At 41.9% G+C, this 15,307-nt stretch carries 8 protein-coding genes; 3 read left to right on the top strand and 5 right to left on the bottom strand.

The features are described from left to right. Positions 1–11: 11 nt before the first annotated feature. Positions 12–3,632: a DEAD/DEAH box helicase gene (locus R2I63_RS03420; protein ID WP_316358885.1), complete on the top strand. Its 3,621-nt coding sequence runs from the start codon at positions 12–14 to the stop codon at positions 3,630–3,632. A 475-nt stretch (positions 3,633–4,107) separates the two neighbouring features. Here R2I63_RS03420 and R2I63_RS03415 read toward each other — a convergent pair whose 3' ends face one another. Continuing rightward, a complete protein-coding gene (locus tag R2I63_RS03415) occupies positions 4,108–4,503 on the bottom strand; it encodes a disulfide bond formation protein B (protein ID WP_316358882.1) in 396 nt (131 codons plus the stop codon). A 75-nt stretch (positions 4,504–4,578) separates the two neighbouring features. Between R2I63_RS03415 and der the strand changes: the two genes are divergently transcribed. Beyond that, the gene (gene der / locus R2I63_RS03410) at positions 4,579–5,967 is read left to right on the top strand and encodes a ribosome biogenesis GTPase Der (protein WP_316358877.1); all 1,389 of its coding nucleotides are present in this window, start codon (positions 4,579–4,581) and stop codon (positions 5,965–5,967) included. Here the strand turns inward: der and yidD are convergent. From yidD to R2I63_RS03395, 3 genes are all read right to left on the bottom strand, one after another. Then, on the bottom strand, positions 5,898–6,320 hold the full coding sequence (gene yidD, locus R2I63_RS03405; protein WP_316358874.1) for a membrane protein insertion efficiency factor YidD: 423 nt from the start codon (positions 6,318–6,320) through the stop codon (positions 5,898–5,900). The genes der and yidD overlap by 70 nt on opposite strands. Further along, complete coding sequence (locus tag R2I63_RS03400) at positions 6,321–7,274, bottom strand: tetratricopeptide repeat protein (protein WP_316358870.1); 954 nt, start codon at positions 7,272–7,274, stop codon at positions 6,321–6,323. 88 nt (positions 7,275–7,362) lie between these two features. Next, on the bottom strand, positions 7,363–12,171 hold the full coding sequence (locus R2I63_RS03395; protein WP_316358867.1) for a secretin N-terminal domain-containing protein: 4,809 nt from the start codon (positions 12,169–12,171) through the stop codon (positions 7,363–7,365). A gap of 200 nt (positions 12,172–12,371) precedes the next feature. On the opposite strand from R2I63_RS03395, the gene R2I63_RS03390 reads away from it, so the two are divergent. Then, positions 12,372–13,259 (top strand): amidohydrolase family protein, encoded by an 888-nt coding sequence (locus tag R2I63_RS03390; protein WP_316358864.1) that lies wholly within the window; start codon positions 12,372–12,374, stop codon positions 13,257–13,259. 431 nt (positions 13,260–13,690) lie between these two features. Here R2I63_RS03390 and R2I63_RS03385 read toward each other — a convergent pair whose 3' ends face one another. Continuing rightward, entirely contained in the window at positions 13,691–15,304 is a 1,614-nt protein-coding gene (locus tag R2I63_RS03385; protein ID WP_316358862.1) for a protein kinase domain-containing protein, read from the bottom strand. Positions 15,305–15,307: the final 3 nt, after the last annotated feature.

Below are 15,307 nucleotides of genomic sequence, written 5' to 3'. Positions count from 1 at the left end.
AAGGGGAAGCCTTGATCAAGGAAGGTGAGGTCAAAAGCATCGTTTTTTCCGGAGGAACATATCAGGTCGAAGTCCATGATCCCAAAAGTGGAGAGGAGTATTGGCCTTTTCTTCAACTTGGTGATGAAGGAGAAGTCAAAGATGCCTTCTGTACTTGTAATGAGGCTGAAAAGCACCGATCATGTCCTCATTTAGCCGCAGCGTTTCTTAAGGTTGATGGGGAAGAGCCCCTTCACATCCGCTTTGAGGACTCTCTTTGGAATAAGCTTTGCCTTATGGGCTTTAAAAGACATGGGACACAGCAAAACTCTTTAAAGAAAAAAGGGGAGAAAGAGTATGTTTCCGCGGCTGAGGGAGGAGAAACGCTCTTTTCTGTAAAAATCAAAACAGAGAAAGGGGCGAAGGTTCTTAATGAAATAGTTTTTAATCGAGCGATAGAAACTGAAGAAACATCTTTAAAATTCTCCAACCTTCCGGCGGAAGAGCTTGCCCTATGGAAGAGAGGAACTCCTACTCAAGCGCTTCAATATGAGCTTTCTTTTTGGTCCGACTTGGCAAAATGGATGATTCTCGCTGATGAATTTAATGAGGTGTACTCGATTGATTTTAGCACATCGGGAAAGACGCTTCCAAAAATGGTAACGGTTACGTTCAAAGATTTAGAGTTTCAATTTTATATTGCCGAAGTGAACTGGAAAGAAATTATCCCGTCTCTTCGTTTTGTAAAATCTCCCCTTCCTGTGCATGAGTTTCGAGACGTGAGAGTGCAGAAAATGCGCTACGACGCGGGTGCGAAGGAGCTTCACATTTCCTCAGAGCCTCTAGAAGAAAAACGGGGAGAGGGAATGGTAAAATTAGATGACTGGGAGTTTTTTCCTACAAGTGGATTCTTTCCAGCAAAGACAAGTCCCTTATTGAAGAAAAAGGTTGTCTCGCAGAAAAATCTTGGGGATTTTTTGCAGCAAAACTTTAAAGCTGTGCAAAGATATCTGGAAGGGGCGACACTTTCTCGAGAAGCGGTGACGCCGCTTTATGATTTACACTTTGATAAAAAAAAGCAGCTTCATATCGAGTGTTACGCTTTTGAGAAAGGAGACTTGCAAAAAGAAGGAGCAGCACTGTTCTCTTCGTGGGTTTACCTTGATGGAAAGGGATTTTATCCCTTCAAAGAGATGCTGTTTGAAGACCTTGATACGGTTGTTCCTGCTGATAATATCGGGGATTTTATCAATGAGCATCGCCTATGGCTTAATGAACATGAAGGATTTCAGATTCATCTCTCAAATGTAGAGTTTCGTTTGTCCTATGCCTTTGATTTGAAAATGCTCACTTTTGAAAGTGAATCAGGAACGTTTGAAGGGAATGAAGATATTCTTGATTTTGGAGATTGGCTCTATATGAACAGAAAAGGGTTTTATCGGAAAGTTCGAGCTCGTGGTCTTGGAAATATCTCTTCAAGTAAAGCGATAAAGGCAAGAGAAATCCCTCTTTTCATTCATGAAAATCAAGAAGAGCTTGAACAAATTAAGAACTTCTTTAGCCCTGTTTGCCCCTTAGAAAAAGCCGGTCTTAATATTTTGATCGACGAGAAGGGACACATTGTAGTGGAGCCTGAGTACTTTTATCGTTCAGAATACCAGGGGCGCGAGATTCACTACTACGGGGATTATGCATATGTACCCGGAGAGGGTTTTAGTGAAATTCCCCTTTCTGCACGTCTTCCGGAGAAATATCGGAAAAGAGCTCATATTGATGAAACAGGAGAACCTCTTTTCATCACGGTAGAACTGACAAAACTTAAAGCTTACATCATTAAGATCGATCGCCGACTCAAACGACCTCACAATCTGACGCTCAAAGTGAATACTATCGATAGGACTGAGGGAAAAGAGTGGGAAGTGCAGTTAGCGTATGTCAGTGAATTTGGAGAGGAAAGTCTTAGTACTATTAAAGAAGCAATTGACCGCCACCGCTCCTATGCTATTACTGAGGCAGGACTACTCTTTTTTAAGGATCCTCGATTTAATTGGCTTCGAGAAGTTGGAAAGATTGAAGAAGACAGCCTCACTCTTTCAACCTTGCAATGGATGCGTCTTCGGACCTTTGAGAATATCGAGCCACCTAAGGAGGAAACACAGGAGTCTTCTAAGACGCGCTCACTTCTTGAAGAGCTTGATTCTTTTGAGACGACGGATACTCTTAGTGTAAAGGGGTTAAAGAGCACGCTCCGTCCTTACCAAGACGTGGGTGCCAAGTGGTTATGGTTTCTCTACTCCTATGGCCTTTCAGGACTTTTGTGTGATGATATGGGGTTAGGTAAGACCCACCAAGCAATGGCTCTCCTCGCTGCTGCTAAAAATTCGGAAGGAAAAAAAAAGAAAAAGTTCTTTGTTGTCTGTCCTACTTCTGTAATTTATCATTGGGAGGATCTATTAGAGAAATTTCTTCCCGGTATGAATGTTGTCGTTTTTTATGGAACACAGCGCACATTGAAGTCCTTTAATTATGAAGCCGATATTCTTCTCACTTCTTATGGAACGCTGCGGAGTGAGAGAGAAGAATTATCGACAATTGAGTTTGATGTAGCGATTCTTGATGAAATCCAAATTGCTAAAAATGCGCAGTCTCAAACCCATAAAGCCCTTTCAAAGCTGGATGCCAAGACTAAAATAGGTCTTTCAGGAACTCCAATTGAAAACCGTCTTCAAGAACTCAAAGCTCTTTTTGATATTGTTCTTCCAGGATATATGCCAACGCAGGCTCAGTATCGTGAACTCTTTGTTAATCCCATTGAAAAACTTCACGATCAAGAAAAAAGGATGCTCCTCTCTCGTTTGACTTACCCTTTTGTCCTTCGAAGAAAAAAAAGTGATGTTCTTGAGGACCTTCCTGAGAAGATTGAAGAAATTGCATATTCCTATCTTTCTGAAGAGCAGCAGACACTTTATATGGATACTGTGAATCAGTCCCGCGATGCTTTGCTAAATGACGTCTCGAATCCTGATAAAGCCGTCCCATATATGCATGTTTTTGCACTCCTAAATAGCTTAAAGCAAATATGTAATCATCCTTGCTTGATTAATAAAGATCTTAAAAATTACAAAAAGTACCGAAGCGGAAAATGGGATCTTTTTATTGAGCTTCTAGAAGAAACTCGAGGGAGCGGGCAGAAGCTTGTTGTTTTTTCCCAGTATCTTGACATGATGACTCTGATTGAGAACTATCTCAAGGATAACAAGATTGGATATGCGACCATTAGAGGATCTACTCAAAATCGAAGAAAGCAGCTCCAGACTTTCAAGGAAGATCCTGAATGCGAGGTCTTTGTTGCTTCATTAAAAGCTGCGGGAACAGGTGTTGACTTGACTGCAGCCTCCGTTGTCATTCATTATGATCGATGGTGGAATCCAGCAAAAGAAAATCAGGCAACCGACCGGGTCCATAGAATTGGACAAAATCGTGGGGTTCAAGTTTTTAAGATGGTGAATAAGTTAACTATTGAGGAACATATCCACGCGCTTATTGAGAGGAAGATCAGCCTTACCGAGGGGGTCATTGGATATGATGATAAAGATCAAATTAAACACTTAGATCGCGAAGATCTCATCAGACTTCTAAAAAGTCTTTCTTAGAACTTGAGAAATATATGGTAAGATTTTCCTAGGGCGTGTCCTTAAACTTCCTTTCCAGGATTTGGACCACCTTTCCCCGTCTGTATTTGTGTTCGATCTCAACAACTTTACCAAGTTGCTATCAATCTCCACACGTCAACAGATGAGAAAATCTAGGCACAACTCCTTGGAGAGGACTTCAGGGACACACCCTATGCATAAAAATTATCCTTAAAAAAATAACCTTGACGTTGTATCGTTCAAGAAATAAAATAGGCAACCTTGATAATTATTCAAATTGGAATATATATGAAACATCTAGCAATATTCGTTTTAATACTTGTGGCATCTTTTTCTCCCGTGATTGTTTTTTCAGAGTTACGTCGCGTAGTACCCATAGCAGAAGAATGGAAATGCTCAAAATGTGGACTTCATAATTATGAAGGGACAACAAAATGCTATTATTGTGGAACAGCCAAATAATAATGGAATAAGTCTATTTCTTTTTTTTAAGAAAAAGCTGCACCATTATAAACAGAGCGATAGAGAAGATGGCGCTATAAAGAGAAGCGGTTAACCCCAATATTTCCCACTTTGTAGCCCCTACTACGCAGCTACATATGCTTCCAAAGAATTCCTTGAACGTATGAAAAGCGGCAAACCAAAGGATTACCATCAATATCGCCTGGATAAACCGAAGCATTCCCCGTTTTTTTCTGATCAATAGGCCAATAATCGAGAGGGGAACTAAAAAAAAATATCCCCATCGTTGTGCCTTGCAGTAGATACAGGGGGGAATCTCCATTCCATATTGGACATAGAAAGAAATTCCAATTGCAATGATGCCGACAATCAAGAAAAAAATAAGTAAGAAGCGGTATCTCTTTTCCATTCCCTACTATTTACCTTCTCCATGATTTTTTATTAATATTTTTTTTTAAGCAAGGATTTGGTATGATAGGAGCCTATGAAAACAAAAATTGCTTTGATAGGGCGCCCTAATGTGGGAAAATCGGCCCTTTTTAATCGGATTGCCAAAAAACGGATCGCTATTGTTGATGAGATGGAAGGTGTGACTCGTGATCGTCTTTATGCTGAGGCAGATCTATTTGGGCGCCCTTTTGAGATTATTGACACTGGTGGAATTGATGAAAGCAGTACGATCCCCTTTGCTGAGGAGGTCAAGCTTCAGGCAAAAGTTGCGATTGAAGAAGCCGATAGTTTAATCATGGTTGTTGATTCACGGACTGGCCTTACCAATTTGGACAAAAATGTTGCACAAATCCTCTTGAAAAGTGGGAAGCCACTTACCCTTGCTGTGAATAAAATGGATAATGAAGATCCTTCGATCCTGGCGCCATTTTATGCATTAGGGATAGAAAGGATGATTCCTGTATCTGCGATTCAAGGGAATAATATTGTTGAGATGTTGCAGATAGCTCTCGAACCTTGCCCCATTGTTGATGGAGAAGATGATGCTAAGGGAATTAAGGTAGCTATCGTTGGTCGCCCCAACGTTGGGAAGTCAACCCTTATCAACACTCTTTTAGATGAGTCTCGCTGCGTTGTAAGCCCTATTGCCGGAACGACTCGAGACTCGATTGATGTTGTCGTTGAGTTTGAAGGAGAGACTTTTACCTTTATTGATACCGCAGGGATTCGTCGAAAAAAGTCTGAGCCTGAAGTCGTTGATAAATTTGCTGCCATTCGGACCGAACGCGCCATTGAGCGAGCAGATGTATGTATCTTCATGCTGGATTCCCAAGAGGGGATGACATCTCAAGAAAAAAGGATTGCCAATTCTATTGAAGCAAAAGGAAAGGGGTGCATCATTTTTCTCAATAAGTGGGACCTTGTAAAAGGATTTCGAATGGAGCATTGCAAAAAGAGTCTTGAGATTGAAGCATCCTTTATCAACTATTGCCCTACTCTATTCGGTTCTGCCCTAACGGGTAGAAAAATTGATGACCTCTTCCCTTTGATTCGAGAGGTTTATGAAAATCTTACAAAAAGAATATCCACTGGGCAGCTCAATAAGTTTATTGAGCGAGTGATGCATAAGGTGCATCCTCCAATGCTTAGAGGGAAACGCCTCCGTATCTATTATATGGCGCAGGTTGACTCCGCTCCCCCCCGTTTCGTCTTCTTCGTCAATCAGATAGATCTGTTAGGTGATACCTATAAGAAATACCTAATCAATCAGTTCCGCAAGACCTATCAATATACGGGTGTTCCTCTGACCTTTTACCTTAAAGGTAAAAAGAGGCAAGACAAGAAAAAATCCTCTCATGATGAAGTGGCTTTCTTGGAGGATCCTCTTCTTTTTGATGATGAGAAAGTTGGATCCCACTTATAAATCTCTCCATCGATTGTCACTGTGCGATAGACCCATTCCTCCTTATTTTCTCGAAGGAGGCGATCACACCCCATGATGTATCCTTTAATAAAGCCATGTCTTCTCATTGCTAGAAGCATATAGCGTGAGCTTGTGGGACGGAAGTGACTACGAGGGCCATCAACAGGGGAGATGATATTTTGATGAAAGAAGATAATAGTTGCGCTCAGTTTGGTCATGAGTCCTGACTGTTCCGGAAGAGGAGGAATAAGACTGGTGCTTGGGACGAGTTCACTATCTTTTCCCCATGGCTCGACGAATCCCACTTCAGCAAATAGAGGAAGGGACAAGACGAACAATAGAAGTGTTTTCATTTAGAACCCAAACCTTAGCATTAAGACAGGGAAGGAGCTATGTTTGTTGAGGATGGGATAGGCTTCTTCTTCATAAAGACGTTCATTATAAAGCTTAGCACTTTCTCCAGCTCCGTAGATCCCTCCAAAATACCAGCCTGTTTCAAAGCTTGTGAAAATTGCTCCCGCCGCGTAGTTTCCTTTAGTATAAAAGTGAACCGATGCCCAGATAAAGAGGCCATTTAAGAGAAAGGAGGTAAGCGCTGATTGTTTTTGTCCGACATACAAGAACCCTGCACCAGGGACAAGGGCATTGAGCGTTTGTGCTTTTTTAACAGATTTTTTTTTTGCTTCGTAAGTGTCTAGAAGCTGTGTAATGTATTCCTTCGAGGGGTCTTCCCTCTGAATCGTCCGGAGTGTGTTCAGGTCCCCTTCAATCAGTGCTGTTGAAACCTTGAGTCTTTTTGCCGTTTCAGGAAAATGGTGCTCTATCACCTTAAAGACATAATCTGCTTTTTTTTCTTCTCCGACTTCCATATAACTTTCATACATTATAATCAGAAGATCATGATACGCAGGAAAACTCTCTGTCGCTGAATATAGAGACGAGTGGGTAAACTCTTGTGTTACTTGCTCATATCGTTTTCCTAAATAGTAGCTCAAGAGGATCTGATACTGAATCTCTTCAAGACGCTGAGGCTTCCCTGCTGGCAATAGAAACTCTGCACGTTTAAATGTTGTGATTGCGCGGTAAAGGTCCAAATATTCTACAAATTTTTGAGCAATCAGATACTCCTGCCCCCATGGTTCTCCCTTCTCACTTGCATCTAGCGGTGGGAAAGCCGGAGGCAATTGCTTTAAATACTTGTCTTGCACTGAAAAATTTACCTGCGGCTCAATCTTATCAGGGACTTTGTAGCAACCTGTTATGGCGAGCAATAGAAGAACAGTGAGGATTAATTTTGCATACTTCATTGGGGGATAGCCTAGCATTCATCGAACGAAAAGTCCAGCTGTTTAGAGACCCTCTTAGGGCTAGTGTTCTATCAACTTCAGATTGAAACTAATAAGTATCGTCTGGGGTTTTGACAAGTTCGACACCAATATCAAAATCTTCGGGATCGCCTGAGTAACCGCGGAAGATATCTTCCTGTCTTTCGGTAATCTCAGAGTAAACATCGAAGGATTTGATAATTTGTGGTTTCACAAAGAAGACAATATTTGCAACCGAGCTATCTAGACTGACATCAGAGAAAGCTGCGCCAATCAGAGGAAGCCCCCCAAGACAGGGGATGCTTGTTTTAGTGCGTGTTTTAGAGTCTTGAATTGATCCACTTAAGACAAGGAAGCTTTTGTCTGGAACACTGACAACAACCTTTGTGCTGCTTTTACTTGTTGTGATTCCTTGAACCTGATCAGAGCTTACGCTACTTCCTCGGTCGGTATTGATTTGTTCGGAAATATCTTCCTCAATCATGAGAGTGATGACGTCGTTATTCCCAACAACAGGAGTAATACTCAGGCTGATTCCTACATCGCGGTATTCCAGATTGGCTGTTGTGATTTGGTTCGCACCATTTTGTGTGACAAGAGATCCAGTATACGGGATGTTCTGCCCTGAGAAGATAGTAGACATTTTATTGTCCTGAGTGATGATCTTCTGGTTCATCACAATCGTAGAATCACCATCATTCTTGAGTGCATTGATCAAAGAACCTAGTGCAAAATAGGTTTGGCCTTTATGGAGAATAATATCTCCAATCACTCCAAGATCTCCCCCTGATGCAATAGGAATCATGGTCCCTGTTGGAGTTGCTGAACCGGTAACGTTCTGTACGGCGCTGTTAAAGCTTGCCAATGGATCAACGTTGTTGGATGTATTTATGGGTTGACCATATGTGCCATAAGAGAACTTATTCCGGTAAACACCTTGAGATCCCCAGTGAAGACCAAATTCTAGAGTGTCGGCATTTTGCGTTTCAATCACTAGGATTTCTACAAAGACCTGTTTGAGAGGGATGTCAATGCTCTTGATCAATTCTTTGAGTTTCCCTAAGGAGTCTGCTTGTCCTGTAGCAACGAGGGAATTGGTGACTTCGATCCATTGAAGTGTTCGGATTGCTTGAGCTAGATCACTATTTGATTTTGATTTTCCAAGGTCTACTCCGATAAGCTTAATCGCAGTCTGGATCTCTTCTCCTGAATGATATTGCAGCTTGTAAATGAGGAAACTCATATCAGAGACAGTTTCAATTCCAGGCTCACCCTCAGGAATTCCTGGTCCGGGAATATCAAAACGTTCTAGAAGATCAAAAACCTTTTTTGTTTCCTTTTCATCACCTGAGACCAGAATCGATGAGGTCCTTTCCATCCACTTGAGATTATTAATCACATCAAAGAGTTCTTTATCACTGACACCAGATGTTCTTAAATTTTGCTCAAAATCGTGGAGTACACGAATTAACTCTTCTCCAGGAACGTACTTAGGTTTGTAAATCAAGTAGCCAGTAGGGGCACGAACAGGAGCTTCTTGAGCAAGCGAAGGAATATCAAATTTCTGAGCCAGAGCCAGCGCTTCTTGAACGGCATGGGGAGTTCCAGTAAAGATGATTGAATTTGTGTCTTGAACATAGCGCATATTATTCAAGGTTGTCATTAAATCGTCTTGAGTGGAGCCTGCACGTTGCAAGTCTAAAGACATATTTCTTAAGTATCCCATTAAGGATTGCCCTGTCAGATACTTGATCTTGTAGATCATAAACGTAGTCTTCCCAACTTGCTTGGGCTGATCATCGGTTGGACTATCTAAAGAAGGGAGTAACTGGTGAACTTTGGCAATTGATTCAGAAGTTCCTGTAAATAAAACACCTTTTCCATTGGAAACAAGGCGAGTATTTTGCAGGGTGCTGACCAAGCTCTTATCGCTAAATCCTGCGCCTTCCATATCATCTGCAACCCGGCGTGCGTGTTGCCTTAGTTGATCGGCAGTAATATGAACAGGAGTATACACAAAGAACTGATTTGCGTCGGGAGAGATAGCCTTTGTATTGTCAAAGGTTGGAACAAGGCCCTCAATTTGGGTTATAGCATCCTTGGTTCCAGTATATAGAACGCCAGTTCCCTGAGAAACAACTGTTGCGGAGTTTAGAGCTGTAATCAGACTCCTATCGGTAAGGCCTCTATCTTCCATTTGATCGGCAGCATGTCGTGACTGTTTGATAATCTCTTCAGGAGTTTGGTGCTGAGGTTTGAAAATAAAATACTGAGAGGCTTTGGTTTGTTCCTGCTGATTATCATACTGTTCAGCCATCATTTTTATTTTTGAAATAGCTTCAGGTGTTCCCGTAAATACAACACGATCTCCACTAGATGAAATCTTAGCAGAGTCCATGGCGCTAATGAGCTCAGGGTCTTCGAGTCCTGATTTCTCGATTTGTTTGGCAGCTTTTAGGATGTCACTTCTAAGTTGTTCTGCAGAAATCACCTTAGGTTTGTACATAAAAAACTCTGAGGTTTTTGGCTGATCTGCTTTGTAGGTGTCAAAAGATGCAATCATCTCTTTGAGTTTTTCGATGCTCTGAGGAGCACCAATAAACATTACAGCAGAACCATTCGATACCACTTTGGCTGAGCTCATAGTTTCGATCAGACTGCTATTATCAAGTCCAGCAGCATTCATTTCTTTTGCAGCGCTGAGAACACGTTTTTGAAATTCCTCAGCAGTGATACCTGTTGGTTTATAGACGTAGAATGAAGTTGCCTCTGCACGATGAGTGTCATATTTTTCAATCATGCCCCTAATACGATCAATAACAGAGGGAGGGCCTGTAATAACTAAGGAATTCGTTGACTGAATCCAATCAATATTGTTGATTGATTGGACAACTTCTTTATCTTGGGCAGTAGAGCCCTTGATGGATTGAGCTGTTTGCTTGAGTTCTTTAATGACTTGATTACCGGAAGCATTTTGCAGTTTATAGACAAAATACGTAGACTTTCCAGCTGCTTGATTTTGAGCAATTTGTTGATTATCCAGAGTTGGCAGGATTGTTTTGAGCTCATTAATCGTGTTTTCCGATCCTCTAAAAACAATCGAGTTTGATTGCTTGACATACTTCATATTATCGATTGTCAGAGCTAGAGGGTTATCAGAGGGGAGTGTTTTTGCAATGCTTTGAAGCCCATCTTCAATATATTCGGGGTTGACAAATTGGATCTGATAGACAAAGTTTTTTGTTTCAACAGGGGCGGGCCCTTTAGGTTGATCCAGCCCTGCGACTAAAGCCTTAATCCGATCAAGGGATTGTTGGTCTCCAGTAAATGTGACGGATTTACCTTTATCAGAAAGGGTTGCAGAGCTTAGCGCTTTCAGGAATGCTGTATCGGTGAAATTAGAATTCTTAAGATTCTTAGAGGTGTTTTTTACCTGAGTTAGCAAGTCTTCTGCAGTCTCATTCGTGGGCCTATAAATGAAGAAGTGGTTGCTCATGGGGAGCTTCGAGATCTGATGTTGAGGGACATCAAAGGTTGGCAGCAGCTCTTTTAAGCGGTTAATGGATCGTTGGTCTCCAGTGAACATCAAAGAGTCGTTTTCTTTGATATACTTCATTGACTGAATCGTGGTGATGAGATCGTTATCTGGATGATCAGAACTTTTTAAGTTTTTAACAAGCTTGTCAAGAGAGTTGGCAATTTCTTGCTCGTCATTATATTGAATCTTGTAAATGTAGAAGCCCCCTCGAATATATTCGAGCTCCTGTTCACTATAGGGAACATCTAAGCTATCCAAGATGGTTTTGACCTCATCAAGGGACTGAGTATCCCCAACAAAAAACAGGGAGTGACTTTGTTTTACAAACTTCATCGAATTCAATGCACCGACTAAATTTTGAGAAGAAGGGCCTAGCTGTTGGAGGTTTCCTTCAATGCCCTTGATACCCTGCATCAAGACATCAGCAGGCTTGTGCTTAATATGATAGATTAAAATGTTGTTTGCTGTGAGGGGCCCCCGGATTCCTCTGGACAGAGAAGGAGGATTGTCAAGGTCCTCTAAGATCGTGATCGATTGTTCGATAAGAAAAGGCGTTGAAACTATAAAGATAGAGCGTGTTTGATTTTGAGGAACAAATATTAGCGGATTCCCTTCAGAAATAGGGATCATGATTTGGTTTGCAAGAGCAATTAGCTCTTCCGGAGAGTTGTTACGACAAGAAAACGAGTCAATGCTCAAAGCAGACTTGGGAACATCTAGTGTGTAAAAGAGTTTTTGAACCTCCTCTATATTCTGAGTGATGTCAGTCACGATAATGTTGCGGGTCGCTTCAGAGACCTCAATGATTGCAGAGGAAGAAAGAAGGGGCCGGATGATTCCTGCTAATGTATCGGGATTTGCATTCTTCACGTAAAATACGCGCGTCATGATCGGTGGGATGTAATCCCCAGGAAGGGGGACTTCTTTAGAGACGACTGTTCCAATCTGCCTAATGCCCTCTCCCTTGGAAATCACAAGGTTGTTTCCTTGTTCAATAAGGTCCAGGCCATTAATTCTAAGGACTTGAATGAATGCTGCCATTATGTGAACGAGAGGAGTAGGCTCTTCGGAAACGATCGTAACGTTGAAGTTTAAGTTCACGTCTTCATAGAGGAAGTTAACCTTTCCGATCTTGCTGATAAACTTGACGACTTCCAGAATCGGAACGTTATCAAAGTTAATCGTATATCCTGGTCCTGAGGAAATATCAGAGACTAGGATCTTTTCTGGTGAGAGATCTGCCTGGGGATGTGGGTTTGGATCTTTTTCAGCATAAAGGGTGGATAAAGAAAAACACAAAAGTATGTGGAAGAGGAAGAGTGTTATTGTTCTGCTTTTCATCACGTATTTTATCATTATCCGAAAGATCTTATTCTCATATCAGAGATAGGAATTACTCTGCATCAACTTTTTACTATAAAAACTGAATTTTTTCTCATTGCAGAATCCTGGCCCATCAAAAATTAGTACGCACGTGTAAAAAAATCCATTAAACCAGTAATGTGAATTTTAGGATAGGATTATTCACAAAGGCATCAACAATGTATAAAGACGAAATCATCGATGGGCATATGCACCTGTGGGATCTAGATCACGGTGAATACCCATGGCTCACAGAGAAAGAAGGGCACTTCGAAGAGGTTATCGGAAAGGTCGATAAGTTGCGCAAGAACTTTTTGATTACCGATTATGAGAGCTTGGTCAAGCCCTACAATGTCACAAAAAGTGTTCATCTAGAGGCGAATCCTGCTTTTAAAAAGTCGCTTTATGAAACGGAATGGCTTCAAAAGATTGCCGATAGCCATGGGTTTCCAAATGTCATTGTCTTTCAAGCAGACCTTAGGGATCCTGATATTGAAAACGTATTAAAAGACCATTGCCAGTTTTCTAACGTTCGTGGGGTACGCCAGGTTCTTTTTCATGAAGAAGGCTCTACGGGTCCAGATCTCATGAGCGATCCCCATTTCCAGAAGGGTCTCAAAGCTCTATCGAAGCAGATCCTTACCTTTGATATTTCTCTATTTGGTCATCAAATTCCAGATGTAGCGAGGCTTGTTAAGTCGACTCCCGACGTGACTTTTGTTTTAGATCACCTGGGATGGCCCCGCGATATCACAGACAGTGGTTTTGAAACCTGGAAGAGGGATATCAAACTTCTTGTGGATAATCCGAATGTTCATCTCAAGCTCAGTGGGATTGGACTTATATTTCAATCCCATGATCAAGAGAATATTGAGAGATTTCTGCATGCAGGTATCGAAGAGTTCGGAGAGGATCGGTGCTTTTTTGGAAGCAACATCCCTCCAGACTCCCTATTCCTTCCTTATGGAAAGCTTATAGACATCTTCCGCATGGCATTTTCTCGCTACGCGCTAGAGACTCAACGCAAGCTGTTCTATGAAAATGCCAAAGCATTTTACGATATATAGTTAGAGCGTTATTTAGCAGAGCTTCCTACAGCTCCCCAATGGCGAGCTTGTTTTGGCTCTATAATAGGGGGGGGGTAGCTAAAGGAGGTTTTGCAGGAATGCTAGGAGGAGTCTTTGGTGGTGTTGGCTTTGGTTGAGCAAGAGATTTTCTTACAACATAAGCAACCCCCAAGGATCAACAATAGAACAACGCCAAGGCGCACAATATTGTGCTTTCTTCTTGCGCAAGAGTTCTTCCCTCTGAGCTAGACAATTCCTGCAATTCTTCATTGGTGAACATACTTGTAAGTTGACAATAGGCCGATTCTGAAATTACAGGTCTAACAGTGTCAAGGGTTAGTGTGGACATAATGATTTCTCCCAAATCTTAAAACGTGGACAAGGTTCTAAACCATTTCTTAATAAAGTGCACGGGATTTTTGAATACTATTCTATGTAATGCGCTGAATAGTGAGGACGGTCTTGGGCGAAGCCTCAACAATATTGGGGAAAGTACAAGCGATGTCATTGAGAATTGTCTCAGCCTGAGCTTGGGCGGAGAGTTGAAGATTTTTATTGATGATATGGCGGAGGGCATCTTCAAAATCTTCTCCGTGTTTTGCGGAGGTTATCTCAGTATCAAAGGAATGTGCGATCAGATGATCGCCCTCTGTCCAACTCTCAGTGGTTTCGTAGAACCCATGGTTGGGGGCAGCGCCCAGGGAAGGGTTCTGATTTGTCAAAAAGCGCGGCTCTTTACTTCCTAATTGAAGATGAAGGAGAGAACCGCAGCCACAGGAGATGAAAGAAAATTGGTTGGTTGATGGGCTGAGATAGAAAAGCTGAAACAAAAAGTGAACGTTGTTTCCTTGGCTCACAATCATTTCATTGAGGGCTGTTACAAAGAGTATCGGTTCAAAATGGCTATCTGCTAAAGTGAGGTATTCACGGGTCAGGGATTGAACCATTCCTTTTAGAAGACCGGTATAAGAAAGCCCTTCAATAGTAGGCTCCATATATTCTGCTATCGCAATAAAGTAGGATTGATCTGCAAAACGGAGAAAATCATAGTATGAGGAGAGGTCACTTTCTCGATCAGGCTTAGCAAGGCCAATATCGAAAGGTGTCCATTTAGGAAGTTCTGAAGGAAGCATTTTTAAATGGCTTTCTTCCAAATGTTCCCAAACTTCTTTAATTCCTCCTCCAACGCTTCCTCTAGGATTGCGGTTTTCGTCCTTCAGATAGCTTGTAATGTCAGTAATTAGATCAACGACATCTGGATAGCGATCTTCTAAGGCGGGAGCAAGGGCTTTTTTCACAATGTGCTGCAAATCTTTGGGAAGTAGGGAGTACTGCACGGATCCAAAACTCAGTTTGCCGACAAGAAGCTCAAAAGTAATCACCCCAAGAGAGTAGATATCGGTGGCATAAGTGACGCTCAAGGGATCTCTTTTTTGCTCAGGGCTCATGTAACTGGGTGTTCCCAAGAATTGTCCGCTCTGCGATGGAAGAGAAAGCGTTTTATCATGGATCATCTGGGCAATACCGAAATCAATTACTTTGACACTTCCACCTTCTGTAATAAGGATATTTTCAGGTTTCAAATCGCGGTGGATCACCCCATGGGTATGTAGGTGAAGAAGAGCATATGCGACTTGAAGAACGATCTCTAGGCAGGTCCGCGTTGAAAAGTTTTGTTGCATAATGAATTGTTTGAGAGAAATTCCCTGCACAAACTCCATGGCAATATATAGACCATTGTCCCATTCTCCTTGCCCGCGCAATTTGATGATATTGGGGTGGTCGGTCAGGCCAATAATTTCAGCTTCTTTTAAAAACTGATCGACCATTTCCTGGTGGGTCAAATATTTTGGAGAGAGTACTTTGATTACTAAAGGCGTATGGTCTTTGGGGTCAACCCCAAGATAAAGATAACTCATACCCCCGGTGCTGAGTAGAGCCTCTACCTTGTAGGGTCCTATCCGTTTAGGATGATCTGGAGGCCGCGCATCATCACCCGTTAGGTTAGGAAGGGTCGACTGCTTATAGAAATCTTTTGCTGCCACTGC

Origin of the sequence: Candidatus Neptunochlamydia sp. REUL1, from assembly GCF_963457595.1 — a bacterium.
Lineage (GTDB): Bacteria > Chlamydiota > Chlamydiia > Chlamydiales > Simkaniaceae > Neptunichlamydia.
This window is presented reverse-complemented; position numbering and strand designations above follow the sequence as displayed.